Origin of the sequence: Isoptericola chiayiensis (assembly GCF_013149805.1) — a bacterium.
Lineage (GTDB): Bacteria > Actinomycetota > Actinomycetes > Actinomycetales > Cellulomonadaceae > Isoptericola > Isoptericola chiayiensis.
In genome coordinates, this window is record NZ_JABEZT010000001.1 from 649407 (window position 1) to 676152 (window position 26746).

Annotated in this window: 26 protein-coding genes; 3 read left to right on the forward strand and 23 right to left on the reverse strand. The window is 73.4% G+C overall.

The window, feature by feature from the left end:
- The first annotated feature begins 203 nt into the window (after window positions 1-203).
- The gene (locus tag HDG68_RS02805) at window positions 204-1196 is read left to right on the forward strand and encodes a type IV toxin-antitoxin system AbiEi family antitoxin domain-containing protein (RefSeq protein ID WP_172148974.1); all 993 of its coding nucleotides are present in this window, start codon (window positions 204-206) and stop codon (window positions 1194-1196) included.
- A gap of 64 nt (window positions 1197-1260) precedes the next feature.
- Here the strand turns inward: HDG68_RS02805 and HDG68_RS02810 are convergent, their stop codons facing one another.
- From HDG68_RS02810 to HDG68_RS02850, 9 genes are all read right to left on the reverse strand, one after another.
- Entirely contained in the window at window positions 1261-2388 is a 1128-nt protein-coding gene (locus HDG68_RS02810; protein WP_425483718.1) for a 3-deoxy-7-phosphoheptulonate synthase, read from the reverse strand.
- 284 nt (window positions 2389-2672) lie between these two features.
- On the reverse strand, window positions 2673-3182 hold the full coding sequence (locus tag HDG68_RS02815) for an NUDIX hydrolase (protein WP_172148976.1): 510 nt from the start codon (window positions 3180-3182) through the stop codon (window positions 2673-2675).
- Between the two features lie 35 nt (window positions 3183-3217).
- A complete protein-coding gene (locus HDG68_RS02820) occupies window positions 3218-3952 on the reverse strand; it encodes a glutamine amidotransferase (RefSeq protein ID WP_172148978.1) in 735 nt (244 codons plus the stop codon).
- Window positions 3953-4016: 64 nt separating this feature from the next.
- Window positions 4017-4814: an ABC transporter permease gene (locus HDG68_RS02825; protein ID WP_172148979.1), complete on the reverse strand. Its 798-nt coding sequence runs from the start codon at window positions 4812-4814 to the stop codon at window positions 4017-4019.
- Window positions 4811-5794 carry an ABC transporter ATP-binding protein gene (locus HDG68_RS02830; protein ID WP_172148981.1) on the reverse strand — a complete coding sequence of 328 codons (984 nt, stop codon included), beginning with the start codon at window positions 5792-5794 and terminating at the stop codon, window positions 4811-4813. The genes HDG68_RS02825 and HDG68_RS02830 overlap by 4 nt, the downstream gene beginning before the upstream one ends.
- 67 nt (window positions 5795-5861) lie before the next feature.
- Window positions 5862-6617: a hypothetical protein gene (locus HDG68_RS02835; RefSeq protein WP_172148983.1), complete on the reverse strand. Its 756-nt coding sequence runs from the start codon at window positions 6615-6617 to the stop codon at window positions 5862-5864.
- 5 nt (window positions 6618-6622) lie between these two features.
- Window positions 6623-7387, reverse strand: coding sequence for a hypothetical protein (locus tag HDG68_RS02840; protein ID WP_172148985.1), 765 nt, complete (start codon window positions 7385-7387; stop codon window positions 6623-6625).
- Entirely contained in the window at window positions 7384-8358 is a 975-nt protein-coding gene (locus tag HDG68_RS02845; protein WP_172148987.1) for an ATP-binding cassette domain-containing protein, read from the reverse strand. The genes HDG68_RS02840 and HDG68_RS02845 overlap by 4 nt, the downstream gene beginning before the upstream one ends.
- Window positions 8355-8726 carry a GntR family transcriptional regulator gene (locus HDG68_RS02850; RefSeq protein WP_172148989.1) on the reverse strand — a complete coding sequence of 124 codons (372 nt, stop codon included), beginning with the start codon at window positions 8724-8726 and terminating at the stop codon, window positions 8355-8357. Before HDG68_RS02850 ends, HDG68_RS02845 begins: the two co-directional genes overlap by 4 nt.
- 132 nt (window positions 8727-8858) lie before the next feature.
- On the opposite strand from HDG68_RS02850, the gene HDG68_RS02855 reads away from it, so the two are divergent.
- Window positions 8859-9428, forward strand: a complete 570-nt coding sequence (locus HDG68_RS02855; RefSeq protein WP_172148991.1) for a hypothetical protein — start codon at window positions 8859-8861, stop codon at window positions 9426-9428.
- Between the two features lie 148 nt (window positions 9429-9576).
- On the opposite strand, the gene HDG68_RS02860 is transcribed toward HDG68_RS02855, so the two are convergent.
- From HDG68_RS02860 to HDG68_RS02910, 11 genes are all read right to left on the reverse strand, one after another.
- Complete coding sequence (locus HDG68_RS02860; RefSeq protein WP_172149002.1) at window positions 9577-10683, reverse strand: aspartate-semialdehyde dehydrogenase; 1107 nt, start codon at window positions 10681-10683, stop codon at window positions 9577-9579.
- 5 nt (window positions 10684-10688) lie between these two features.
- Complete coding sequence (locus tag HDG68_RS02865) at window positions 10689-11996, reverse strand: aspartate kinase (protein WP_172149004.1); 1308 nt, start codon at window positions 11994-11996, stop codon at window positions 10689-10691.
- 125 nt (window positions 11997-12121) lie between these two features.
- Entirely contained in the window at window positions 12122-12901 is a 780-nt protein-coding gene (locus HDG68_RS02870; RefSeq protein ID WP_172149006.1) for a TSUP family transporter, read from the reverse strand.
- Window positions 12902-13017: 116 nt separating this feature from the next.
- Entirely contained in the window at window positions 13018-15336 is a 2319-nt protein-coding gene (locus HDG68_RS02875) for a choice-of-anchor I family protein (protein WP_343037399.1), read from the reverse strand.
- A gap of 120 nt (window positions 15337-15456) precedes the next feature.
- Window positions 15457-15978, reverse strand: coding sequence for a DUF5063 domain-containing protein (locus tag HDG68_RS02880; RefSeq protein WP_172149179.1), 522 nt, complete (start codon window positions 15976-15978; stop codon window positions 15457-15459).
- Window positions 15979-16152: 174 nt separating this feature from the next.
- The gene (gene recR, locus HDG68_RS02885; RefSeq protein WP_172149008.1) at window positions 16153-16752 is read right to left on the reverse strand and encodes a recombination mediator RecR; all 600 of its coding nucleotides are present in this window, start codon (window positions 16750-16752) and stop codon (window positions 16153-16155) included.
- Window positions 16753-16791: 39 nt separating this feature from the next.
- On the reverse strand, window positions 16792-17397 hold the full coding sequence (locus HDG68_RS02890) for a response regulator (RefSeq protein ID WP_172149010.1): 606 nt from the start codon (window positions 17395-17397) through the stop codon (window positions 16792-16794).
- The gene (locus HDG68_RS17515) at window positions 17394-18689 is read right to left on the reverse strand and encodes a histidine kinase (RefSeq protein WP_172149012.1); all 1296 of its coding nucleotides are present in this window, start codon (window positions 18687-18689) and stop codon (window positions 17394-17396) included. Before HDG68_RS17515 ends, HDG68_RS02890 begins: the two co-directional genes overlap by 4 nt.
- Window positions 18690-18802: 113 nt before the next feature.
- On the reverse strand, window positions 18803-20341 hold the full coding sequence (locus HDG68_RS02900) for a serine hydrolase (RefSeq protein ID WP_172149014.1): 1539 nt from the start codon (window positions 20339-20341) through the stop codon (window positions 18803-18805).
- A 4-nt stretch (window positions 20342-20345) separates the two neighbouring features.
- Window positions 20346-20795: an NUDIX domain-containing protein gene (locus HDG68_RS02905; RefSeq protein ID WP_172149016.1), complete on the reverse strand. Its 450-nt coding sequence runs from the start codon at window positions 20793-20795 to the stop codon at window positions 20346-20348.
- On the reverse strand, window positions 20792-23704 hold the full coding sequence (locus HDG68_RS02910) for a DNA polymerase III subunit gamma and tau (RefSeq protein WP_172149018.1): 2913 nt from the start codon (window positions 23702-23704) through the stop codon (window positions 20792-20794). The genes HDG68_RS02905 and HDG68_RS02910 overlap by 4 nt, the downstream gene beginning before the upstream one ends.
- Window positions 23705-23811: 107 nt before the next feature.
- On the opposite strand from HDG68_RS02910, the gene HDG68_RS02915 reads away from it, so the two are divergent.
- Window positions 23812-24534, forward strand: a complete 723-nt coding sequence (locus HDG68_RS02915) for a rhamnogalacturonan acetylesterase (protein ID WP_172149020.1) — start codon at window positions 23812-23814, stop codon at window positions 24532-24534.
- A gap of 24 nt (window positions 24535-24558) precedes the next feature.
- Here the strand turns inward: HDG68_RS02915 and HDG68_RS02920 are convergent, their stop codons facing one another.
- The 3 genes from HDG68_RS02920 to HDG68_RS02930 form a co-directional block, all read right to left on the reverse strand.
- Window positions 24559-25212, reverse strand: coding sequence for a methionine ABC transporter permease (locus tag HDG68_RS02920; protein ID WP_172149022.1), 654 nt, complete (start codon window positions 25210-25212; stop codon window positions 24559-24561).
- Entirely contained in the window at window positions 25209-26288 is a 1080-nt protein-coding gene (locus HDG68_RS02925; protein ID WP_172149024.1) for an ATP-binding cassette domain-containing protein, read from the reverse strand. The genes HDG68_RS02920 and HDG68_RS02925 overlap by 4 nt, the downstream gene beginning before the upstream one ends.
- 57 nt (window positions 26289-26345) lie before the next feature.
- Window positions 26346-26746, reverse strand: a 401-nt coding sequence (locus HDG68_RS02930; protein WP_172149026.1) for a transposase, incomplete at its 5' end; no start/stop codon positions are given.

Below are 26746 nucleotides of genomic sequence, written 5' to 3' on the forward strand. Positions count from 1 at the left end.
CTGATCCCGGGCTCTCCGGGACACCTAGGGTTCGGTGCCGGAGCCCGGATGGATGGGTTCGTGGCGCCGGTCACGCCACCCGTCGCCGTCGGGCGTCTCTGGTTGCACGGGATCAGCCGGTGATCGCGTGCAACCAGGGACGCTCGACGAGGGCCTGTGGACGACGGGGGCAGCCGACGGCATCACTCTGGTTGGGTCGGGCCGTGCCCGCGCGATTCGGTCCCGTCCCACCGGCGCTGCTCCGGCTGGCGGAGCGGCAGTACGGCCTGCTCACCGTGGCGCAGTGCCTCGCCTCCGGGATGACGCGCGGCCAGGTCCAGGCACGCTGCCAGGCCAAGGACTGGGAGCGGCCGGTCCGCGGCGTGGTGGACCTGGGGCTCCCCTCCCGACACGATCGACTCGACCGGTTCGACCTGCGCCGACACCGCGCCGCCGTGCTCGGCCTGCTCGCCCATCCCGGATCCGTCGCGACCGGGGTCTGCGCGCTGGTGCTCCACGGCGTCCAGGGCGCCCCGATCGAGATCGCACCGGAGGTGGCGCTGCCGACAGGTGTCCCGCGGGTCGCGAAGCCACCGGTCAGGCTGCGCCGGTCACCGGTCACGGAGTGGGTCGATGTCGGAGGCTTCCGCTGCGCTCCGGTCGACGTGGCGATGGCGCAGGCCGTCCTCGCGTCCTCGCGACGATCCGCGGTGTCCCTCATGGACTCGGCGCTGCACCGCGGGCTGCTCGCGCCGGACGGCCTGGAGCGTGTTCGCGGGAAGGCCGCGGGGCGTCCCGGGGTGGTTCGGACCCGGAGGTGGTGGGCGCTGGCGGACGGCCGTGCCGAGTCACCCGCCGAGACCTGGGCACGGCTGTCCTGTCTCGACGCGGGATGGCCGCCCGACGCGCTGCAGCTCCGGATCGCCGCAGCCCACGGCCCGGAGTTCGCCCGCGTCGATCTCGCCTGGCGCCTCCCCGACGGCACCGCGCTGCTGGTGGAGATCGACGGGCAGGACGTCCACGCGGCGCCCGAGGCCGTCTACCGCGACCGTGACCGCCAGAACCGGCTGGTCACGCCGCGCACGATCGTCCGCCGGTTCACCGGGTCCGACGCCTGGCGTGGCCGGGTGGCGGTCGAGGTCGGCCGGGTGCTGCGCGGGACCGGCTGGCAGCATGACCCGCTACCGGTCGACACCGTGCTCCGGCTCGATCCTTGATCGTCGAGCGTCTCTGGTTGCACGAGATCAGCAGATGATCACGTGCAACCAGAGACGCTCGACGTCAGGAAGCCCGCCGCGTGCGGACCGCGTCCGCCAGCACCGACAGCAGCTCCGCCGTCGTGCCCCAGTCCATGCACTTGTCCGTGACGGACTGCCCGTAGACCAGCTGGTCCAGCGGCGCCGGCTTCTGCGCGCCCGCCTCGAGGAAGCTCTCCATCATCAGCCCGGAGATGCCCTGCTCGCCGTCGGCCAGGCGCGCCGCGATCTCCCGCACCACCTCGGCCTGACGCACGTGATCCTTGCCGGAGTTGCCGTGCGAGGCGTCCACCACGACGCCCGCCTCCACGGCCCCGCCGAGGCCGGACGTCCGGGCCACGCCCAGCGCGGCGGCGACGTCGGAGGACCCGTAGTTCGGCCCGCCCCGTCCGCCGCGCAGGATGACGTGGCAGTCCGGGTTGCCGACGGTCGCGACGGTGGCCGCCCGCCCCTCGGCGTCCGCCCCGAAGAACGTGTGCTCGCTCGCGGCGGTGATGCAGCCGTCCACGGCGATCTGGACGTCCCCGTCGGTGGCGTTCTTGAACCCGACCGGCATCGACAGCCCCGAGGCGAGCTGCCGGTGCACCTGCGACTCCGCGTTGCGCGCGCCGATGGCCCCCCACGTGACGGCGTCGGCGATGTACTGCGGAGACGTCGGCTCGAGGAACTCGCACGCGGCCGGGACGCCGGCGTCGAGCACCCCGAGCAGCACCTCGCGGGCCAGGTGCAGGCCGTGGTGCACGTCGTGGGAGCCGTCCAGGTGCGGGTCGTTGATCAGGCCCTTCCATCCGACGGTGGTGCGCGGCTTCTCGAAGTAGACGCGCATGACGACGACGAGGTCCTCGGACAGCTCGCGGGCCACGGGCGCCAGGCGCTGCGCGTAGTCCAGCGCGGCGACCGGGTCGTGCACGGAGCAGGGACCGACGATGACGACGAGCCGGTCGTCCTCGCCGCGCAGCACGTCGCGGACCTCGCGGCGCGACGTCGTCACGAGGTCGCTGCGGGCGGTGCCCAGCGGCAGGTTGGTGCGAATCTCGCGCGGCGCGGGCAGCGGATCGAGGGCGCGGACGCGCAGGTCGGAGGTCTCGGCCATCAGCTCAGTATCACCCTGGCGGGCGGACGACGGCGCGTCGGGGAGGGACAGGGGGTGCATCGTGGGGCTCCTGGTCGTGGCGGGTCTGGTCGGCGGTCACCGGCTCCGGCGTCGTCGCCGGAGGTGGTCCGTTCCCGACCGGAGGCCCGTCCGACGACGAAGGGCCCGGACGCACGTGCGTCCCAGGCCCTGTGCTGGCTCCGGTGGAAGGTGTCGGTCAGGCGCGAGCCCGCCGAGCTCCCAGCGGAGCCGGCGTAAAGCGCCAATACCAACGGATGTTCACGACGCCGAGGGTACGCAGGTTTCGCTGGGCGGTCCACCGCGTCCACGATCCGGGACCGCGGTCAGGACTCCTCGGGACGGGCGAAGAGTGCCGCGTCGCCGTCCGCGGCGAGGAACTCGCGCTCCCGGTCCAGCCGTTCCCGGGTGGAGGAGGCAAGGTCCTCGGGCAGCTCGTGGGCGGCGAACCACCCGACCTCGAGCGACTCGTCGTCAGCGACCCGGGCGGCACGTGCGGCCTCCGGGGACACCGGCCGGGCCCGGAACAGGGTGTCGAGATACGCCGTGCGGTCCCCGTTGGGGTAGGTGACCACGGGGGTGGCGAACACCCCGACGATCCCGACGACCTCGACGGCCACCGCCGTCTCCTCCAGGATCTCGCGCGCGATGCCGACGGCCGGCTCCTCCCCCGGGTCCAGGATCCCGCTGGGCAGCGCCCACTGCCCCGAGTCGGCGCGCCGCCCCAGCAGGAGCCGGTGGTCGCCGTCGCGCACCACCGCGCTGACCCCGGGCAGCCACAGCAGGTCGGTGCCGATGCGGGCGCGGAGGGAGACGACGTGGTCGGGGATCGGCATGGCGCGACCCTATCCCCGCACCGGCGACCGAGCGGTCAGGGCAGCCGGTAGCGCTGCACGAAGTTGTGCAGGATCTTCATCGGCTGCGTCACCGGACGGGCGGCGGCCCGGGTGACGACGGCGTCCGCCTCGTCCGGCGCGAAGTAGCCGTACTCCCGGTACACCTGGACGCGCTGCGTCAGACCCGCCAGGTCGAGCTCCGGGTGGAACTGCGTGGCGTACAGGTTCTGCCGCAGCCGGAACATCTGCACCGGCGCCCACGAGGAGAACGCCAGCCGCACCGCACCGGGCGGGAGCTCGCGCATGGCCTCCTTGTGCCCGACGTACGCCGCGAACGCGGGCGGCATCCCGGCGAGCAGCGGGTCGGCCCGCCCCTCCTGCGTGAGCTCGATCGTCACGACCCCGACGTCCTCGCCGTAGTAGCGGTCCACCACTCCCCCGGCGAACGTGCCGAGCGTGCCGACGCCGTAGCAGGCCCCGAGGAACGGGAAGTCGCGGTCGACGACCTCGGCGAGCAGCTCGGCCATCTCGCGCTCGACCCGGTGCTGCACCTCGGACTTGCGGTCCTGCGGGTCCGAGGAGTTGAACGGCCCCCCGCCGACGACGATCCCGGAGTAGGTGTCCAGGTCGAACGACGGCATCGGCCCGGCCTCGAGCCGGACCCGGTGCAGCTGCTCCGGCGCGAGGCCGCCGAACCGGCACATCGCCGCGTACTCGCCGTCGGCGGCGACGTCCTCGGCCCGCGTCGCCAGCAGCAGGAACGGCTTCATGCTCCCGAGGCTAAGCCGGGCCGCGGGACGACGCGCGGGCGCTGCCGTGGGCCGGGCCGGCCGGTCACGTCCAGCGGAACAGCCGGACCGCGAGCGGCACCAGCACGACCGTGTACACCGCCATGACGACCAGCTGCAGGGTCGGGAAGCCCGACTCGAACCAACCCTCGGTGAGCGCCTGCGCCGCCGCTCCCAGCGGCGTGAACTGGCCGATCTGCCGCAGCAGCTCGGGCATGATCGGCCCCGGCGTCCACAGCCCGGCCACCAGCAGCATCGGGAAGTAGATCGACATCGCGATGGCGTTCGCGGCGGACGCCCGCGGTGCGACGGCGGCCACCAGCATACCGAGCGCGAACATGGCGCACAGCCCGAGGGCCGCGGCCAGCACCACCACGCCGAGCTGCGTGGGCACGGGCACGCCGAAGGCGACCTGCGCGACCACGAGGGCGAGGGCGATGCCCACGAGCGTCGTGACGATGTTGATGATCAGGTGCGAGGCGACGATGCCCTGCGGTCGCATCGGCGTGGTGGAGAGCCGCCGCAGCACCCCCTTCTCGCGGTAGGTCGCGACCGTGACCGGCATGACGGTCAGCGCTGCCGTGCCGATCGCCATGGCGAGCACGGTGGGCAGGAACGTCGCGATCGGGGTGAGCCCGTACCAGACCGAGTCCGACGGCGCGTCGAGGATCGGGTCCCGCATGCCGGGGATGAAGTACCCGACGCCGAGCAGGATGATCGTGGGGAAGACGATCCCGAAGAACGGCGAGGCGTAGTCGCGCAGCCACACCTTCGCCTCGGTGGTGAGCAGGCGCCCGAACCCGCGCCAGCCGGCGCTTGGGCGGGCGGGAGCGATGGCGGTCATGACCGGTCTCCTTCGGCGGCGTGGGCGGGTTCGTCGTCCTGGTCGTAGGTGCGTCCGGTGACGGCGAGGAAGACGTCCTCGAGCGTGCGGGTGACGGTGCGGACGTCGTCGGGCACCAGGTCCGCCGCGGCGAGGGCGGGCACGACGGCGAACAGCACGCGGGGTGTCCCGGTGACGGCGATCTCGCCGGGCACGCCGTTCGGCTCCGCGACGCCGGTGACGTCGGGGTGCTCGGCCGCGAGCCGGTCGAGCACGGCACGCGCCGGCTCGTGGGCGTCGTCGGTGAAGCGCACGACGACGGTCCGGTCGGTGTCGAGGTCGGCGATCAGCCCGCTCGGGGTCCCGTCGGCGACGACCCGGCCGGCGTCGATGACGACGAGCCGGTCGCAGAGGCGTTCGGCCTCCTCCATGAAGTGGGTGACCAGCAGGATCGTCACACCGGTGTCGCGCACGCGTTCCACGAGGTCCCAGGTGGAACGGCGCGCCTGCGGGTCCAGCCCGGTGGTGAGCTCGTCGAGGATCGCGACCTCCGGGTTGCCGATGAGCGCCAGCGCGATGGACAGCCGCTGCTTCTGCCCCCCGGAGAGGCGGCCGAACTGCTTGTCGACGTGCTCGGTGAGGTCCAGCAGCGCGAGGAGCTCGTCGGGGTCGGCGGGGTTCGGGTAGAAGCCCGCGAAGAGGCGCAGCGCCTCGCCGACGGTGATCTTGTCGTGCAGCGCGGCCTCCTGGAGCTGCACCCCGAGGAGGTCCTTCACCGCGGCGGGGTCGCGCTGGGTGTCGCGGCCCAGGACGCGGACGGTCCCGCCGTCGGCGCGCCGCAGGCCGGCGAGGGTCTCGACGGTGGTGGTCTTGCCGGCCCCGTTGGGGCCGAGGATCCCGAAGATCTCCCCGGGACGGACGGCGAACGTCACGTCGTCGACCGCCACCTTGGGGCCGTAGGTCTTGCGGAGGTTCGTCACCTCCACGACGGGCTGGGTCATGGTCTCTCCTTGGTCGGGCGGGTCTCGGCCGGTGGGCTCGGCCGGCAGGTTGGGGCGGGCCGGCGGGTCAGGGGCGCAGCGGCACGGACCGCAGCAGCCGGATGATCAGGAGGTACGTCGCCGCGGCGACGACCAGGCTGCCGCCGACGCCGAGGAGCGCGCCGGTGGTGACGTCGTCGTACCCGCCGCGCCACGGGATGCCGGCGACCCCGGTCCGGGTGGCGGCGTCGACGAGGGTGCAGGGCACGAGCAGCGGGACGACGAGCAGGGTGCCGCGCGATGCTCCGAACCGTCGGTAGCCCGTGACGACCCCGACCCCGGCGAGCAGGTAGGTCACGAGCACGAGCGTCTCGGCGCCGACGCTGACCAGGACGCCGCCGACCGAGTCGAGGTCGACGGTGGTGGCGCTGCCCTGCCAGCCGCGGTCGAGGCCGGCGTAGAGCTGCTCCTCGGCGAGGACCAGCACCACGGTGAGCACGCCGTACGCGACCCCGACGACGGCGGCGGCGCGGGTGGCGCCATCGACGAACGCGCGTCGGGTCCCCCCGGCCGCGACGTGCATCCTCAGGGCGGCGGCGGTGAGGATGATCCCGACGGCGAAGCCGACCCATCGTGCGGGGTTGCCGGCGGTGTCGTAGGTGAGGCCGGCCATCTCGCCGCCCCACCGGTCGACGGCGAGCGGCACCCCGACGACGAGCGCGGCCCAGAAGCCCCAGAACCAGATGCCGGTGAGGATCAGCGCACGGGTGAAGTGGCGCCGCGCGGCCCGCGTGCCGGCCCGGTCGGCGCGGGGGCCGGTACGGGTGACGGTCGTCGCGGTCATGGTGATCACCTCGACGGCCGGATCGGGAGCGTGCGCAGGTTCAGGCGGAGCCACCCGGCCGCGATCACGACGACCGCGCTGGTGGCCACCAGGGTCGCGGCCACGGCCGTGGCGCCCGTGAGCTCGGGGCCGAGCGGCTCCAGGAAGCGCTCGGTCCGGGTCGCGACCTCGGCGAGCGCGAGGACGGCGGCGTTCGGCACGAGCAGCAGCGTCCCTCGCCACGGACCGTGGTGCAGGTAGCCGATCGCGACCGCGATGCCGACCAGGACGTAGGCGGCGATGGCGAGGCCGGCGGCGACGACCGTGAGCGTGAACCCGGACCGGCCGCCGAACACCAGGAACTCGGGTGCCTCCCACGTCCAGCCCAGGGCGTCGAAGTAGGACCGCTCGGCGAGCTTCGCGACGGCGTACGCCAGCCCGTTGAAGACCCCACCGACGGCGGCCGCCAGCAGCGACCCGCGGAACAGGGACCGTCGGGTGCCCCCGGCGGCCACGTGGTTGGGGGCGATGGTGGCGACCATGATGAGCCCGAGGGCGAAGGCGAACCAGCGGGCGCTGTAGCCGCCGGTCCCGAGCACACCGGTGTCCATCTGGTTCCCGGCGCGGTCGACGATCTGCGGCACCACGACGCCGGCCAGGCCGACGACCACCCAGAACCCCAGGCCGACGACGACGAGCGGTTCGGCGATCGCGCGGGTGGCGCGGGCCGTGGCGGCGCGCCGGACCTGCCGGACGAACGCGACCCGTTCGTCGAGGAGCGCGCCGGTCATCGGCCCGCTCCGTCCGGGTGGCCCGCGCGGGCCGCGGGGTCGGTCAGTCGGACGAACAGGTCCTGCAGCGGCAGGTGCCCGACCTCGACGCCGGCCTCGCGGGCGGCGGCGCGGGTGCCGTCGTCGGGCGCGCCCTCGAGGGTGACCTGGACGGTTCCCCCGAGCTGCTGGCGGTGCAGGATCCTGCGGTCCCCGGCGAGGCGTTCGACCGCCGTCGTCGGCCCGGTGAGGCTGAACCCGCGGGCGGCCATCTCCTCGGCGGACTCGGCGAGCAGCACGCGGCCGCGGTCGAGGACGACGACGTCCTCGAAGAGCCGCTCGACCTCCTCGACCAGGTGGCTGGACAGCAGGATGGTGCGCGGGTGGGCGGCGTAGTCGGCGAGGATCTCGTCGTAGAACGCGTACCGGGTGGGGGCGTCCATGCCGAGGTAGACCTCGTCGAAGATCGTCAGCGGGGCGCGCGAAGCCAGTCCGAGGACGGCGCCGACGGCGGACCGCTTGCCGCGCGAGAGGGCGTTCGGCTTCTTGCGGGTGCTGATCTCGAACGTCTCGAGCAGGCGCTCGGCGGTGTCGGCGTCCCAGAAGGGCCGCAGGTCGGCGTAGTACTTCAGGGTCTCGCGGAGCTTCTCGTCGTCCTGGACGCCGCCGCCCTCGCTGACGAGCTGCACGTTGGAGGTGACCCACGGGTTCTCCCACGGGTCCTCCCAGGCGGCGGGGTCGTCCCCGGCGCCCACGGCGAGGGTCCCGGCGGTGGGGCGCCGGTACGCGGCGAGCAGGGAGAGCATCGTGGTCTTGCCGGCGCCGTTGCGGCCGAGGACGCCGGTGATGGTGCCCGGGCGGATCGTGAGGCTCGCGCCGTCGAGCGCGGCCGAGGCGTCCGCACGGTAGGTGCCGCCGTCGCTGGTCACCCGGCGCTGCCGGCCGAACCGGACGACGACGTCGTCGAGGCGCGCGCCGAAGGGGGCGGTCATGACTCCTCCGAGGTGGTGTGCTGGTGACGGATGTGGGTGACGATCTCGTCGGTCGTGATGCCGAGGACCTTCGCCTGGGCGAGCGCCGGTGCGAGGACCTCGTCGAAGTAGGCCTGCCGGTCGTGCTCGAGCAGCCGAGCGCGGGCACCGGGTGCGACGAACATGCCCAGCCCGCGCCGCTTGTAGAGGACACCCTCGTCGACGAGGCCGGAGAACGCCTTGGCCGCGGTGGCCGGGTTGATGCGGAACGTGGTGGCGAACTGCGTGGTGGACATGACCTGCTCGTCCTCCCCGAGCTCGCCCGCGAGGACCTGGGACCGGATCATCTGACCGATCTGGACGTAGAGGGGTTCAGGGCCGTCGAACATGGGACCCTCCCCGCGGTTCACTGGTTCTGTGGTTCATTACACGACTAATGAACCATAGAACCTGAGGACCGTCAACCCTCGCTCACCCCACCCCGGCCCGCCGCCGACATCGGCATCGGCTTGACTGGTGCCATGACCGAGCCGGTCGACACCTGGTCCAGCCTCGCGTTCGTCGTCGCGGGCCTGTGGGTGATCGTCCGACGACGGCACTCCGGCGACGGCGCCCCGTCACGCGCCGCAGCGCGCGCCCGGGCCGCGCTCGGCGTCCTGGCGATCGGCATCGGCGTCGGATCGGTCGTCCAGCACGGTCCCGCACCGTCGTGGAACCCGCTGGTGCACGACCCACCGTTGTTCGGCGCCTACGCCCTGGTCGCCGCCGACGCCGTAGCGGACCTCACCGGACGGTGGATGCGCACCTGGTGGTGGCTGGTCCCGACCCTCGTGGACCTGGCGCTCGCCGCCGTCGACCCGTGGGCGTCGGTCGTGGCGCAGGGCGTCGCCTCGGGGATCGCCGTCGTGCTGATCCTGCTGCGGGCGCTGGCCCGACCGGTGCTGCGCGCCCGGCTCGTGAGCGCCGTCGTCGTCCTCGGTGTCGGTGCGCTGGTCGGGTTCGTGGACCCGTGGGGGCACAGCGTGTGGCACGTGCTGGCCGCGACGGCCATCGTGGTCGCGGCACCTGCCGTCGGGGCGCGGCCGTCCTGACCTGCGGCCGCTCCGCCGTCGGACACGACGGAGCCCGGGGCGAGCACGATGCTCACCCCGGGCTCTGCGTGCTACCTGACCGAGAGGTTGCCTACCTCGGCGGAAGGTTGCCCATGTCGGCGGAGAGTTGCCTACCTCGCGGGAGGGATCAGGAGACGGTCGCGTCGGCGGCCTCGTAGGTCGCCAGCTCGGCGATGTCCGCGGCGACGATCTCGCCGATCTGGATCGCGTTGAGCGCCGCCCCCTTGCGCAGGTTGTCGTTCGCGACGAACAGCACCAGCCCGCGCCCGTCCGGCACCGACTGGTCCGTGCGGATCCGGCCCACGAACGACGGGTCCGCACCCGCGGCGGCCAGCGGCGTCGGGACGTCCGCCAGCTCGACGCCGGGAGCCTCGGCGAGCAGCTCGCGCGCCCGGTCCGGCGTGATCGCGGCGCCGAACTCGGCGTGGATCGCCAGCGAGTGTCCCGTGAACACCGGCACGCGCACACAGGTGCCGGCGACCGCGAGATCCGGCAGGCCGAGGATCTTGCGGGACTCGTTGCGGAGCTTCTGCTCCTCGTCGGTCTCCTCCGACCCGTCGTCGACGATCGCGCCGGCCAGCGCCACGACGTCGAACGCGATCGGCGCCACGTACTTCTCGGGCTCCGGGAACGTCACCGCGGAGCCGTCGTGGGTCAGCCCCTCGAGGTCGCCGGCGGCGCCGGCACGAGCCTGGTCGGCCAGCTCCTTGACCCCGCCGAGCCCGGACCCGGACACCGCCTGATAGGTGGCGACCCGCAGGCGCTCGAGCCCGGCCTCGGCGGCCAGCGGCTTGAGCACCGGCATCGCGGCCATCGTGGTGCAGTTCGGGTTGGCGATGATGCCCTTGGCCGCCTCGGAGATCGCCTCCGGGTTGACCTCGGACACCACCAGCGGGACCTCGGGGTCGAGGCGCCAGGCCGACGAGTTGTCGATGACGACGGCGCCCGCCTCCGCGAAGCGCGGCGCGTGCTCCTTCGAGGTGCCGCCACCCGCGGAGAACAGGGCGATGTCGATGTCCTCGAGCGCGGAGGTCTCCGTGGCCGCGACGTCCTCGACGGTGACGTCGACGCCCTCGTAGGTGATCGTCGAGCCGGCCGAGCGCGCGGACGCGAACAGGCGGAGCTCCTTGATCGGGAAGGCCCGCTCGGCGAGCAGCCTGCGCATGACCGCGCCGACCTGGCCGGTCGCGCCGACGACGGCGACGTTGACCCCGGTGGAGTTGATCTGAGCCACGTCGGTCACCGCCCCGTCCCGGCGTAGACCACGGCCTCGCCCTCGGCGGAGTCCAGCTCGAACGCGGTGTGGATGGCGCGCACGGCGTCGTCCAGGTTGTCGGCGCGGGTGACCACCGAGATGCGGATCTCCGAGGTGGAGATCATCTCGATGTTGATGCCCGCGTCGCGCAGCGCGCCGAACAGGCGGGCGGAGATGCCCGGGTGCGACTTCATGCCGGCGCCGACCAGGGAGACCTTGCCGATCTCGTCGTCGACCTGCAGGTCGTCGAACTTCAGCTCGGACTTCACAGCGTTGAGGGCCGCGACGGTGGAGCGGATGTCGCCGTGGGGCAGCGTGAAGGAGATGTCGGTCAGCCCGGTGGCCGCGGCCGACACGTTCTGCACGATCATGTCGATGTTGGCGCCGGCGGCAGCGACGACCTCGAAGATGCGGGCGGCCTGGCCCAGCGTGTCGGGCACGCCGACGATGGTGATCTTGGCCTCGCTGCGGTCGTGCGCGACGCCGGAGATGATCGGGTCTTCCATGGCTGCTTCCTCCTGCTCCTCGGAGCTGGCGTTCGGGTCGATGAGGTCTCCGTGGGTGCCCTTGACGAGCGTGCCGGGCTTGCCGGAGAACGAGCTGCGCACGTGCACCGGCACGTTGTACCGGCGGGCGTACTCGACGGCGCGCAGGGCCAGCACCTTGGCGCCGGAGGCGGCCAGCTCGAGCATCTCCTCGTAGGTGACCTTGTCGATCTTGCGGGCACCCGGCGCGATGCGCGGGTCCGCGGTGAAGATGCCGTCCACGTCGGTGTAGATCTCGCAGACGTCGGCGTCGAGACCGGCGGCCAGGGCGACCGCCGTCGTGTCGGAGCCGCCACGGCCCAGCGTGGTGACGTCGTTGTTGCCCGTGTTGACGCCCTGGAAGCCGGCGACGATCGCGACCTGACCCTTCTCGAGGGTCTGGCGGATGCGGTGCGGCACGACGTCGACGATGCGCGCCTTGCCGTGGACGGCGTCGGTGAGGAGTCCGGCCTGCTGACCGGTGAAGGACTTCGCCTTGACCCCGAGCTTGTCGATCGCCATCGCGAGCAGGGACATCGAGATCCGCTCACCGGCGGTGAGCAGGATGTCCATCTCGCGCTGCGGAGGCTTGGGGCTGATGTCGGCGGCAAGATCGAGGAGCTCGTCCGTGGTGTCGCCCATGGCGCTCACCACCACGACCACGTCGTTGCCGGCGCGCCTGGCCTCGGCGATGCGCTTGGCCACGCGCTTGATGGAGCGGGCGTCCGCCACGGACGACCCGCCGTACTTCTGCACGACCAGTGCCATGCATGCAACCTTTCTGTTGCCGGCCTCCGTCTCTTCCAACGGCCCGCCGGTTTCTTGTGTGTGCGCGCACCATCGTAGCGAGAGGGTCCGTCGCCCGGTGTAGCGGGCGTCACACGTGAGCAGCGCTACGCCGCGCCCGTGACGACGTCGTACCCGAGCTTGCAGATCAGCGCACCGACGACGACGACGAACACCACGCGCACGAACCCGCTTCCCTTGGCGACGGCCATCCGGGCGCCGACGTACCCCCCGATCAGGTTGGCGACACCCATCGCCAGTCCCAGGCCCCAGATCACGGCGCCGTGCGGGACGAAGAACAGCAGCGCCCCGAGGTTGGTGGCGAAGTTGACGATCTTCGCCAGGGCCGACGCCGGCAGGAACGCGTACCCGAGGATGCTCACCAGCGAGATCACCAGGAACGTGCCGGTGCCCGGACCGAGCAGGCCGTCGTAGGCGCCGATCACCGCGCCGATGCCGGCGGCCGTCCACCGGTGCCGGTTGCCCTCCCAGCGCAGGTTGTCGTGCTGGCCGAGCTGCGGCTTCGCCACCGTGAAGACGGCGACGCCGATCAGGACCACCAGGATGATCGGCGTGAACAGCTCCGCGGGGATCTGCGTGGCCAGCGCCGCCCCGCCCGTGGCCCCGACCAGCGCCGCGACCGCCATCGGACCCGCCGTGGTCAGGTCCGGGTGCACCCGGCGGTAGTAGGTGATCGAGCTGACCGACGTGCCCATGATCGAACCCAGCTTGTTGGTGGCCAGCGCCTGGACCGGCGAGATGCCCGGCACGAGGAGCAGGGCGGGCAGCTGGATGAGGCCGCCTCCGCCGACGACGGCGTCCACCCAGCCGGCGGCGAGGCCCGCCAGGACGAGCAGCAGGACGGTCGTGAGGTCGAGTTCGAGCACGAGGCGAATCGTCGCACGCCGGACGCCCCGGGCCCGACGCGACGAGCGTGCTGGCTTCTACCTCAATCCGCGTGGTTGAGGAAGAAGCCAGCACGCTCGTCGCGTCCCGGGGAGGGTTACTTCACCCGGACGGTGAGGTCCTTCGAGCTCGTCGTGCCGAGGTCGTTGGCGAACACGATGCGGTACGTGTACCGCCCGGGCTCGCGGCCCTCGATCGGCACCTCGACGTGCTGGGCCGACGGCGTGGCAGCGGTGAGCTCGCCGGCCGCCACCTCGACGTCGTCCTCGAACAGGGTCCACGAGGTGGCGTTGGTGCCCCACCACAGGTCGGCGCTCACGGTGTAGTCCCCGTCGCGGTCGTGGTTGTCGTGGCTCAGCCGCGGGGCCGCGGGCGCGGCGCCGGTGACCCGGACCCGGTGCTCGTGGCAGGCAGTGGTACCGGCGGCGTTCACCAGCTCGCAGGTGTAGGTGTAGGTCCCGTCGGTGCGGCCGGCGAGGTCGAACTCGACGTGCTGCGCGGCCGGCGAGGCGTCGACCAGGTTGCGCGTCGCGACCACCTCGCCGTCCTCCAGGAGCCGCACCGAGGTGGCGTTCTGCCCCCACCACAGGTCGACGCTCACCGTGTACGACCCGCCGCGGATGCCGTCGTGAGCGTTGTCGTCGCTGATCGCCCCACGTGCCGGGGCCTCGGTCGGCGCGGGGCCGTCGATCGCGAAGAGCGTCGTCGAACCGGAGACCTCGTTGCCGACGGCGAGCATCGGCTCACCGGTGGGCGAGTCGGCCGCGGCGACGAACGCCAGGCCCTCGGCCCCCAGGTCACCGGCAGCGGCCACCGTCTCCGCCGGGTCGGCGCCGTCGTCGATCGCGTCCTCGGCCGAGACCGAGAAGTCACGGTTGTTGACGTACTGGACGAACTCCGCGTCGGCCGGGTCGGTGATGTCGTAGACCATGATGCCGCCGACGCGCTCGAGCCCCACGAACACGTAGGTGCGACCGTCGACCTCGCCGATCGCCATGTTCTCCGGCTCGGGCCCCTTGGCGTCGGAACGCGACTCGAACGAGGACTCGCCGTGGTCGGAGTTGAAGTTCTCCGGCGCCGCCTGCGCGGTGATCTGCTCGAAGTCGTCGCCCGAGTCGAAGACCTGCTCACCGTCGGTGGTCCAGATCGAGAACGACCGCCCGCCGAACGCGTACAGCTCGGAGTAGCACTCGCCGTCGGCCCGCAGCCCGGAGGCGATGGACACGTCGAGACGGCCCAGGTCGGCGTCGTCGGTGCGGTCGGCCGCCGGGTGGTCGGCGCAGATCGGCGCGAGGCCGTCGTCGCCGAGGTCCTTGATGCGCGCCGGCTCCTCGTAGTCGCCGAACTCCCGGGCGTCGCCCTCGTTGGCGGTCACCAGGTAGGTCTCGCCGCCGGCGGAGAACGCGTTGATGCCGTCCGGCAGGTAGAGGCCCTGGACGGGCACGGTGCGGATGTCGATCACGCCCTCCCCGTCCGGACCGTCCTCGTCGGACGGGTCGATGCCCTGCCCCTCGAGGGAGAAGTCCTTGGCGCCGAGCGGCCAGATCTCGGTGACCTCGGCGGCATCCAGGTCGACGACGGCGACGGCGTTGGCCTCCTGCAGCACCGCGTAGGCGGTGGTCGAGTCGGCCGAGACGGCGACGTACTCGGGCTCCAGGTTCCGCGAGACCGGTTGGTCCGTGCCCTCGATCCCGGCGAAGACGCGCACGCCGTCGGGCAGCGCGCCGTCCTCGAAGGCGTGGAAGTCGGCGATGCGCACGGCCTCCTGCTCGGGCGCCTCGACGGCGGCCGGCAGGTCGACGACGGCGACGTCTCCCTCCGGGTCGACCGTGTAGTCGTCGTTCGGCTCACCCTCGTCGGCGACGACGGCGCGCGCCCCGTCCGGCGTGACGGTCACCATGTCGGGCAGGGCCCCGACGCGGACAGCCCCCAGCGCGGTGCCGTCGCCGGCGGCGTCGAAGAACACGAGCCAGCCGGCGTCGGCCTTGACGTCGGACTCCACGGCGACGGCGACGAGCCCGTCGGCCCGCACGGCCACGGAGTTCGCGACGGCCCCGGCGGGCACGGTGGTGCCGTCGTCGGCCATGACACCGGTGGTCTGCAGCGCGAAGAGCTTCGACGGCGCGGACGGGTCGGCGACGTCGAGGACGGTCACCTCACCGGCGTGCGCGTTCACCGAGAACAGGCGCTGCGAGCCGCCGTGGTAGGCGACGATCTCGGCGCCGGACTCGTCGAACAGCCCGGTCTCGTAGCTGCCGAGGGGGCGCAGGTCGAGGGCGGCGTCGTCGGCGGTGACGACCACCGGGTCGTCGACGACGGACGCGGACGCGGGGACGGCGGCGACGGTGCCGCACAGGGTCAGGCCGAGCGCGGCGGCGCCGACGCGGGAGAGGGGATGGTGGCCACGAGCGGGCACGGGTTCCTCCGCAGGTCAGGAGTCAGGTCGCGCCGCACGCTATGGCGTCCGGGTAGCGCTCTCCCGCCCGCAGGGTGAACCGGTGGTGTCCGCGTGGTGACGGGTCGACCGAGGGGGCGGTCAGGCGTGCAAGGCGTCGTACTCCGCCTCGGCCGCGACGTCGTCGTCGACGTCGAGGCGCAGGTGCGCGAGCACGCCCTGCAGCACGCGCAGGGCCGACGACGCCCGCTCGCCCCAGATCGACAGGTAGCTGAACTGCCACCACCACAGGCCCTCGAGCTCGTGCCCGTCGTCGTAGTGCTGCAGCCCCTTGGCGACCTCCGCCGCGACGCAGGCGAGGTCACCCGATACCGTCGCGGAGGCGACCTCGCTGCTCAGCACCGGGTCGGACACCTCGACGTAGTCGTCGAACCCGTCGAACATCTGGGCCAGCGCGGTCCGCAAGGGGTCGACGTCGGTCTCCCGGCCGGCGTCGGGCTCGAACCGCTCGACGGGGACGACGTCGACGATCGCCGCGAGCCGGGCGCCGGCGGAGAGCAGGTCGGACGTGGCCAGGAGCAGCAGCGACAGCTCGGCGCCGGGGAACCCGCCCGAGGCGACCTGCGTCGTCGTCGACAGGAACGTGCGGGCCTGGGTCGACATCTGCTGGGCGACCTCGCTCAGCTCGGAGTCGGCGGCGATCTCTGGCACGGTCCTCACCTGTCCTGTCGTGACCGCGGCCGGACGACCGCGCGCTCCCAGTCTCACCCGAAGGGAGCCCGAGGCGCCAGACGGGCCACGGACGGGGCGGCCACGGGGGCCGCCCGCCCGGCGGGATCACGCGCCGACGACGCGCCGCCCCTCGAAGGCGCGACCGAGCGTGACCTCGTCCGCGTACTCCAGGTCACCGCCCACCGGGAGCCCGGAAGCGAGCCGCGACACCGTGACACCCATCGGCCCGATGAGCCGCGACAGGTAGGTCGCCGTGGCCTCCCCCTCGACGTTCGGGTCGGTGGCGATGATGACCTCGTTGACCGCGCCGTCGGCCAGCCGCGACATGAGCTCGCTGATCCGCAGGTCGTCGGGGCCGACGTTGTCCAGCGGGTTGATGGCCCCGCCGAGCACGTGGTACTTGCCGCGGAACTCGCGGGTGCGCTCGATGGCGACGACGTCCTTCGGTTCCTCGACGACGCAGATCACCTCGTCGCTGCGGCGCGGGTCGGCGCACACGCGGCAGGTGGCCGACTCGGCGACGTTCCCGCACGTCTCGCAGAACTGCACACGCGCCTTGACCTCCGTGAGCGCGTCAGCGAGCCGCCGCACGTCCGCGGCGTCCGCGGCGAGCAGGTGGAACGCGATGCGCTGCGCGCTCTTCGGCCCGACGCCGGGCAACCGGCCGAGCTCGTCGATCAGGTCCTGGACCGCACCTTCGTACACCCGCTCAGCCTACGGCCCGCCGGGGACAGCCGGGCGCCGTCAGACCCAGCCCTTGCTGCGCGCCAGCCGCACGGCCTCGTGCCGGTTCGTCACACCGAGCTTCGCCACCGCCGAGGACAGGTAGTTGCGGACCGTGCCCGGTGCGAGCGCCGCCCGCTGGGCGATCTCCTCGACGCGGGCGCCGTCGGCGGCCAGCTCGAGGACGTCGGCCTCCCGCGGGGTCAGCGGCGACTCCCCCGCCGCGATGGCGTCGGCGGCCAGCTCGGGGTCGACGTACCGGCCGCCGTCGGCGACCTGCCGGACCGCCGCGGCGAGCACGGCGGCGGACGCCGTCTTGGGCAGGAAGCCGCGCACGCCCACCCCGAGAGCCTTCTTCAGGTAGCCCGGCCGGCCGTGGCCGGTCACGATCACCACCCCGCAGCCCGGCACCTCGCGGCGCAGCGCCTCGGCCACCTCGATGCCGTCCGCTCCCGGCATCTGCAGGTCCAGGACGGCGACGTCAGGCTGCTCGCGGCGCAGCACCGCGAGCGCCTCCGTCCCGCTGCCGGCCACGGCGACGACGTCGAGGTCGTCCTCCAGGTCGAGGAGCTGGGCGACGGCATCGCGGATGAGGGTCTCGTCGTCGGCCAGGACGATGCGGATCACGGACGACCTCCGGGTGTCGGGACGCTGGCGAGGAGGGTGAATCGGTCACCCGAACGCGTCGTGTCGAGGGTGCCGCCGACGGCGGCGAGCCGTTCGCGCAGCCCGGCGATCCCGGTGCCGTCGGAGGTGGTCGGACCGGGGGTGCCGTCGTCGGACCGGCCGCCGTCGCGGTCGTCGACGCCGTCGTTGACGAGGTGCAGCCGGGCCGCCCCGTCGGTCACGTCGAGGCGGATGTCGCACTCCCGGGCCCGCGAGTGCCGCACCACGTTGGTGACGCCCTCGCGCACCACCCAGGCGAAGGCCTCCTGCTGCGACGGGACGAGGGCGGGCACGTCCCCGACGACGCGCACCGCGATCCCGGCGGCACGCAGCACCGACCGGGCGCCGGCGAGCTCGGTGGCCAGGTCGGGCGCCCGGTAGCCGGCGACGACGCCGCGCACCTCCCGCAGGGACTCCTGGGCGAGGACGCGGACCTGGTCCATCTCGTCGGCGGCACGGGTGTCCCCGCGTCGCGCCAGCGCGGCGGACAGGTCGCTCTTGACGGCGACGGCGGACAGGGCGCGGCCGACCACGTCGTGCATGTCGCGGGCGATGCGCAGGCGTTCCTCGGCGACGGCGAGCCGTCCGGCCACCGCGCGGGACTCCTCGAGCTCGCGCACCACCTCGAGCACCCACATGGACAGGCGGACCGTGCCGGCCCAGAAGAGCGCGAGGAGGAAGGTGCCGAACGCGACGGTGATGCTGCTCGACACGCTCAGTCCGGCGACGATCCGGACGATCGCGGTGATGGCCGCCGGCACCAGGGCGGCCACGGTGAGCGGCTTGATGCCGAACCCGGTGGCCAGCGCGCCCAGCGTGCCCGCCGCGCAGACGGCGATCGTGATGGACCGGGGGTCCAGGCCGATCCACTCGGGGGACGCCTGCGGCAGCACGAGCAGAGCGAGCACGGTGACGACGACGGCTGCCGCCACGGTCGCGACGACGACGGGCCGCCACCGGCCCCGGAGGACCAAGGGTTGGGAGAAACCGACGTGCACGGTCGCGAAGCACAGCGCCATGTGCCCGAGGGCGGCCACCAGCAGCGCCCCGGCACCGCCGACGCTCGGTGGCGTCCCGTTCTGGGACAGCGCCGCGACCGCGTAGAGGTAGAAGAAGCCCTCGAGGGGGACGAACGTGTAGAGCGTGATCCGCGTGTACAGCTCGACGCCGCGGACCCCGCCGGCCAGCGTCGGGGCAGGTCGACCGGTGGTCATGGCGTCACCCTGCCACGTGGTCGTCTCGGTCCTGGTCACCTGTGCAGTCTGTCGCGGCCACGGCGGCGCGGGTAGTGCGGGCCCTCACGGCCCGGCATGAGGTCCGCACGGCCCGCCGGTGACATCTGTCATGGTCGGGAACGGCTGGCGCCTCAGACGCCCAGCCCGGTGGCGCGCAGCAGCGCGGTGGGTCCGAACGACACGTTCTGGTCGACCGCCACCTCGACGTGGCGGCCCTCGCCGTCCCCGCCGAAAACGAGCTCGATCTCCAGCGCGAACGGGGTGCCGCGCCACAGCAGCCGGAGGGCGAGGGTGTCGTGGTCGGTCCACGCGGCGGCCCCGGCGACGTCGACCGCCTCACCCGCCAGCTCCACCTGGCTCGTCGTCCAGCGCCCGACACCGCAGCGGACCTCGTGCCACGGTTCGCCCTCGTCGGTGGTCCAGGCGAGGGCGATCTGTGCACCGTGGTGCCGCACCGCCACCGCGTGCCAGCGCAGCAGCTCGCGGCCGTGGTCGTCGGGACTGCCGGGGCCGGGTTCGTCCCCGTGCCCGGTCGGCGGCTCGACGGCGTGGTCGGCCAGCACGAACGTGGAGCCCTCGACCAGGGCGGCCATCATGGTGGACGCCGCTCCCTGCGGCAGGTCGACGGCCAGGGTGTCGTCCGGCGTCCACGGCGCGCCCGACGACGTGCCCGCCGGGCTGCTGCCGTCCGCCGGGGTGCCGCCGTCGGACATCTGCTGCAGGGCGTCGAGGACCGCGACGAGCTCGGTCTCGGTGTCGGTGGTGCCGCTGGTCAGCACGACCACCGCGTCCAGGGCGGGCGCCACCACGCAGAACTGGCCGAACGCGCCGTCGGCCCGGTAGGCGTCGTGACGGCACCGCCAGAACTGGTAGCCGTAGCCCTGCTCCCAGTCGGGCTTCTCGTCGGGCCCGTTCGGCACCTGGGCGGCCGTCATCTCGTCCACCCAGGCCCCCGGCACCAGCTGTTCGGAGCCCCAGCGCCCGCGCTGCAGCCACAGCTGCCCGAGCACCGCGAGCTGTTCGGTGGTCAGGGTCAGCCCGTACCCACCGACGTCGATGCCGCGCGGGCACTGCTCCCACGTGGCGCCGGTGATGCCGAGCGGCGCGAGCAGTCGCGGCGTGAGCCAGTCGAGCAGGCGCTCCCCCGTCAGGCGGTGCAGGATCGCGGACAGCAGGTAGGTGGCGCCCGTGTTGTAGACGAAGCGGGTGCCGGGCGTGTGCAGCACGGGGGCGGCGAGGATGTCCCGGGCCCAGCTGGTGCCGGGCTTGCGCAGGTTGCGCAGCGTGAAGTTCATCGTGTCCGTGCCGTGCCCGCTGGTCATGGTCAGCAGGTCCCGCACCGTCATGGCGGCCAGGTGCTCGCCGGGGTCCGACGGCGCGTCGTCCGGCAGCAGGTCGACCACACGGTCCGCGGTGGTCAGCAGGCCCTCGGCGACGGCGATCCCGACGGCCGTCGCCGTGACCGACTTGGACACCGAGAACATGCGGTGCGGCTCCTCGGCGCGGAACGGGTCCCACCAGGCCTCGGCGACCACGGCGCCGTGGCGCAGCACCATCAGGCTGTGCACGTCCCGGACCTGGTCGAGCTGGCCGACCAGCCGTGCCAGCACGGCAGGGTCGACGCCGTGGGCGGCGGGGTCGGTGCGGGGCAGCAGGTGCGTCGTCGTCACGACGTCAGTCTGCCCGACCCGCCGGACTGCTCGCCGCCGCCAGCAGGTCCACCGACAGCGCCGCGACCGGGTGCGTCGTCACCGGTGCGGCCGGATCGACCCACACCAGCTCGGCGAGCTCGGCGCGCGGCTCGGGCTCGAAGCCGTCGGGGATGTCGACCGCGAACACGTGCGCGTCGACGACGTGGTCGGGTTCGTTGGCGGCGACGGCGTGCCGGCGTCCCAGGGCACGCAGCTCCTGCGGCCGGATCGTCAGCCCGATCTCCTCGGCGCACTCGCGCACGAGCGCGTCCCGCGGGTCCTCGCCGGCTTCGATCTTGCCGCCGACCTGCATGAACGCCGTCGTCCCACGCTTGCGCACGAGGAGCTGACGGCCGTCACGCTCGATCACGGCGGCCACGATGTGCAGCGTCGTCGGAGGTGTCGTGGGTGCGGGGGTCGTCTCACTCGTCACGGCTGGTCGGCGACCTCCTCGAGGATCTTGCCGTCCAGCAGCTTCACGACGAGCGGCACCCCGACCAGGCCGGAGGACACCAGCTCCGGGTCGTCGTCCGAGGCGTCGGCGTAGTGGTCGATCGGCGGCGGCTCCTCGGCCGGGCCGGGTGGAGTGGCCGGACGCTCGCGCTGGAACCGCTCGTACGCCGTGGCGCCCGGCGTGCGGTCAGGCCTGCGGTCCGGCGCGCGCTCCGCTCCCCGGTCCGACGACGGCACGGCGGCGCCGGGATCCGGTCGCGGCGGGGTGCCGGCGGACCCCGGGGCCGCTGCGGGAGCGGGTGCGGTCTCGGTCGCGGCGCTCGACGGCGTCGGGGCCGCGTCGGCTGACGCGGAGGACCCGGCCAGCCATGCGGCGTCGGCGGCATCGGCGGCATCCGTGGCCGACTCGACGGCCTCGGTGGCCGACTCCGCCGCCACCGTCACGGTGCTGACGCGTTCCGCGACCGCCACACCGCCGCCAGGACCCGACGGGGTCGGCCCGGACGCCGACGCGCTGGCGAGAGCCCGGCGGTCCGCACCGACGGAGGCCGAGGGCCCGCCCTGCGGACCCGACGGTGCCGCGCCGGGGGGCACCACGGTGGGCCACCCTCCGGGCTCGCCGCCCGAGGGGTGGCCGCCGACGCCCGGTGCCGCACCTCCCGGCGCCGTATCGCCCGGCACGGCCGATCCGGTCGAGGACCGCGGCACCGGCGAAGCGGACGGTGCCGACGGTGGCGTCGACGCGGACGGTGCCGTCGACGCGGAGGGGGCGGGCTGCGGCGCGCCGTCCGGCTCCGGCGCGGGTGGAGCCACCGTACGCGGTGCCTCCTCGGGCCCCGGGGCTCCGACGGTCGCCTCGACGCGGACCTGGATACCCAGGGTCTGGTACACGGCGTCGGCGACGCCGTCGACGTGCCGCGGCTGCGAGAAGGTGCGAGCCATGCCCTCGGCCTGGAACCCGAGGCGCAGCAGGTCACCCGAGAGCGAGGCCACCTGCGCGTGGGGCCCGACGAGCGCACGGGTCACCGGGCTCGCCACGTTGGCGACGACCTCGTCCCAGCGCCGGCGGACCTCCTCGGCCGTCAGACCCGGAGCCGCCTCGGTCGCGGCGGCCGTCTCCGGCTGAGGTGCGGGTTCGGGGGCGGGCGCCGGTTCCGACGGCGGGGCCGTCGCCGGCTCGGGCTCCGACTCGGCCACGGACTCGGATGCCGGTTCGGCTACTGGTTCGGGTGCCGTTTCCGGTGCCGGGGCCGGCCCGGGACGGGGCTCCGGTGCGGGCTCCGGCTCGACCTCGTCGACGGCCGGCTCGGGCTCGCGCGGCGCGGGGTCGCTCGCCGCAGTCGCCACGGCCCCGGACGCCGCGTCGGGCTCGGACGCCGCGGCGGGCGCGGCAGCCCGCGTGGGTTCCGGCTCGGCGGGAGCATGCGCGGGCTCGACGGAAGCATTCGCGGGCTCGGCGGAAGCAGGAGCAGGAGCAGGAGCAGCCTCGGTGGCCTGCGGGGCCGCCACGGTCCCGACGTCGTGCCTCGCCGGTCGGCGCGCGGCCTGCATCGCGGCCCGTGCGGCGGCCAGTCCGGACAGTCCGGCGTCGTCGTCGGGTGCGCCGTCTCCCGCCGCGCCCGACGTCACGGGAGCCGCTGCAGCCGCCGGTGGGGCCGCCGTCGTCCCGGGGCCGGGTGCCGCTACGGCGCCGGGTGCACCCCCGGCGGACCCGGCCGCGACCGCGCCGCGCTCGAGCCGGTCGATGCGCGCCGCCAGTCCGTCGGTGCCGTCGTCGGCGCCGGGCAGGAGCAGTCGCGCGCACAGCAGCTCGAGGTGCAGGCGCGGCGAGGTGGCCCCGGTCATCTCGGTCAGTGCGGAGTTCACGCGGTCCGCCGCCCGCGACAGCTCGGCGACGCCGAGGTTGGCGGCCTGGTGACGCATGCGGTCGAGCTGGTCGGCGGGCAGGTCTCGCAGCACGGCGTCGGCGGAGTCGCCGGAGACGGCGATGACGATGAGGTCGCGGAGGCGCTCGAGGACGTCCTCGACGAAGCGCCGCGGTTCGTGACCGGTGGCGATGATCTGGTCGACCACGCGGAAGATCGAGCCGCCGTCGCGGGCGGCCAGGGCGTCGACCACGTCGTCGAGCAGGGTGGCGTGCGTGAAGCCGAGCAGCCCGACGGCCGTGTCGTACTCGACGGTGCCGCCGGTCGCGCCGGCGATGAGCTGGTCGAGCACCGACAGGGAGTCCCGCACGGAGCCGCCGCCCGCTCTCGTCACGAGCGGGACGACGCCCGCGCCGAGCGCGACGCCCTCCGCACCGCAGAGCTGTTCCAGATACGGGCCGAGGACGTCCGGCGGCACCAGGCGGAACGGGTAGTGGTGCGTGCGCGAGCGGATGGTGCCGATGACCTTGTCCGGCTCGGTGGTCGCGAAGACGAACTTCACGTGCGGGGGCGGCTCCTCGACGATCTTGAGCAGCGCGTTGAAGCCCTGCGGCGTGACCATGTGGGCCTCGTCGAGGACGAAGATCTTGTACCGGTCCCGCGCCGGGGCGAAGCTGGCGCGCTCGCGCAGGTCGCGCGCGTCGTCCACACCGTTGTGCGAGGCGGCGTCGATCTCGACGACGTCCAGCGACCCGGGCCCGCCGCGGGCCAGTTCGACGCAGGAGGCGCACTCGCCGCAGGGGGTGTCGAGGGGGTTCTCGTCCGTGTTGCGCGCGCAGTTGAGGGTGCGCGCCAGGATGCGTGCCGACGTCGTCTTGCCGCAGCCGCGCGGGCCGGAGAACAGGTAGGCGTGGTTGACGCGGCCGCTGCGCAGCGCCTGCCGCAGCGGTGCGGTGACGTGGTCCTGGCCGATCACCTCGGCGAAGGTCTCGGGCCGGTAGCGGCGGTACAGAGCGGTCGTCACCCCAGCAACTGTAGACGGCGGGGCCGACAGGGACGCACCGTCCGGCAAGCGTTGACCGAGATGGCCGACGCGGCTACCTTTTAATCGATTCAACCTCTGGAGGACCGATGACGATCCATCTCGCGGGCGACTCGACCGTCGCCCCCACCGACCACGGCGCCACCTCGGGGCACGCCGAGATCCCGCTGCTGGGCTGGGGTGACGAGCTGGCCGCGCTCGTGACCGACGAGGTGCGCAACCTCGCCGTCGGCGGCGCCACGACGAAGTCGTTCCGCGACGAGGGCCACTGGGCCCGCGTGATCGAGGCCGTGCGTCCCGGGGACACCGTGATCATCCAGTTCGGCCACAACGACCAGAAGGAGCCCGACGAGCTCGCCGCCGACGGCGGCTACCGCCGTCGCCTCGACGAGTTCGTCACCGAGGTGCGCGACGCCGGAGGACGCCCGGTGCTGGCCACCAGCGTCGAGCGGCGCCTGTTCGACGACGACGGGTCGCTGCGCTGGTCCCACGGGTCCTACCCGGCCACCGTGCGCGCCCTGGCCGCCGCACGCGACGTGCCCCTGATCGAGCTGACCGTGTTCACCCGCTGGCTGTACACCTGGCTCGGCGCCGAGGCGTCGACAGCCCTGTTCCCGCACGGCGCGGCCGCCGCGGCCGGCCTCGAGGTGCCCGAGGCGATGCGGCAGGACAACACCCACTACACCACCGCCGGCGCACGGCACGTCGCCCGCTACGTCGCCGAAGCCCTCGTCTCGATCGACGGGCGCCACGACGACGAGACACCGGTCGGCCTCGAGATCGCCGCGCGGGACGCGGCCCGGAGCGCCTGAGAGCGCGCGCCGGTCACGCGAGCCTCAGCGCCGCAGCGCCCGCCGCGCCAACGCGTTCCCCAGCCACTGGACGAGCTGGACGATGACGATGATGATCACGACGACGAACGCCGTCAGCGCCCAGTCGTACTGCCGGTAGCCGTACACGATCGCGAAGTCGCCCAGCCCTCCGCCGCCGATGTAGCCGGCGATCGCCGACATGTCGAGCACGCCGACGAAGAGGAAGGTGTAGCCGAGGATCAGCGGCGACAGGGCCTCGGGGACGACGACGGTGCGCACGATCCGCAGGGGTGAGGCACCCATCGCACGGGCCGCCTCGACGACACCCGGGTCGATGGACACCAGGTTCTGCTCGACCAGCCGCGCGAACACGAACGACGCCATGATGCACATCGCGAACGTGAACGCCCCGGTCCCGATCGTGGTCCCGACGGCGGCGCGGGTCACCGGGCCCAGCGCCACGAGGAAGATGAGGAACGGGATCGGCCGCACGATGTTCACGGCCACGTTCAGCACGGCGAACACGACGCGGTGCTCGAGCAGGTTCCCGGGCCGGGTGAGGTAGAGCCCGAGACCGATCGCCAGGCCGCAGGCTCCGCCGACGGCCAGGGTGATCAGCACCATGAAGGCCGTCTCGGCGAGCGCCTGCCACAGCACGGGCACGAGGTCGGGGCTCATCGGTTGTCCTCTCCGGGAGCGGGTGCTGCCGCGGTGCCGTGGTCGACGACGGCGGTCACGGCGCGCAGGCCGTCCAGCGCCGCGTGCACCGCGGCGTCGTCGCCCGTGAGCTCGAGCGTCAGCGAGCCATAGGGGCGTTCGGCGACCTCGGTGATGCCGCCGTAGACGATGGTCCCGCCCACCCCGTGCTCGGCGAGGACCCGGGTGACCTGCGCGGACGACCCGGCGACCTCGTCGACGCGGACGGTGACGATGCGCCCGGCGTGCCGCTCCCGCAGCCGCTCCAGGACCGCCGTCGTCGGCACGTCCCTCAGCGCGGAGGCCACGAAGCGCCGCGTCACGGGGTGCTGCGGCGCGCTGAACAACCGGTACGCGTCGCCCAGCTCGACGACGCGGCCGGCCTCCATCACGGCGACGCGGTGGCAGATCGAGCGGACGACCTCCATCTCGTGGGTGATGACCACGACGGTGATGCCGAGCTCGCGGTTGACCCGCTGCAGCAGCGCGAGCACGTCCGCGGTGGTCTCCGGGTCGAGCGCCGACGTGGCCTCGTCCGCGAGGAGGATTGTCGGGTTCGTGGCGAGCGCCCGCGCGATGCCGACGCGCTGCTTCTGCCCGCCGGACAGCTTCGACGGGTAGACGTCGGCCTTGTCGGCGATGCCCACGAACTCGAGCAGCGCGCGCACCCGGGCGTACCGGTCGGCGCGCGACCAGCCGGCGACCTCCAGCGGGTAGGCGACGTTGCCGGCGACCGTCCGCGAGGACAGCAGGTTGAACTGCTGGAAGATCATGCCGATCCCGGCCCGGACCGGACGCAGCGCGGACTCGCTCAGCCCCGTCAGGTCCGTGCCGTCCACGGTCACGGAACCGGCCGTCGTCGCCTCCAGGGCGTTGACCAGCCGCACCAGGGTGGACTTGCCGGCCCCGGAGTAGCCGATGACGCCGAAGATCTCGCCCGCGGCGACGTCGAGCGTGACGCCGTCGACCGCGCGGACGGGCGCCGAGCGTCGGCCCCCGCGCCCGCGGCCCGGGAACTCCTTGACCGCGTCGCGGAAGCGGATGATGGGCTCGCTCACGGCTCTCCTTTCAGGTGCGAGGCAGGCAGGGCCACCGCGAGAGGCTTCTATGGGTTGTCAAGGGGTCTGTGAGAGGTCGGCTCGTTTGAGGGCTCGGTAGAGGTTGCGGGCGATGTAGTTCTTCAGGCAGCGGCGGATCTCGCGGTCGGTCTTGCCTTCGGCGCGGCGGCGCGTGACGTAGTCGCGGGTCGCCGCGTCGTGGTGCATGCGGGTCAGGGCGATGGTGTAGGTCGCGGCGTTCAGGCGGCGGTCTCCGCCGCGGTTGAGGCGCATGCGTTGGTGTTTGCCGGAGGAGGCGGGGATGGGGCAGGTGCCGGCCAGGGCGGCGAACGCGTCGGCGTTGCGGATGCGGGCGTGGGTGGAGTAGGTGCAGATGGCGCGCGCGAGGCTGACGGGCCCGTATCCGGTCTGGGTGTGCAGGTCGGGCAGGGTCTGGCGGGTCAGGGTCTCGAGGTCGG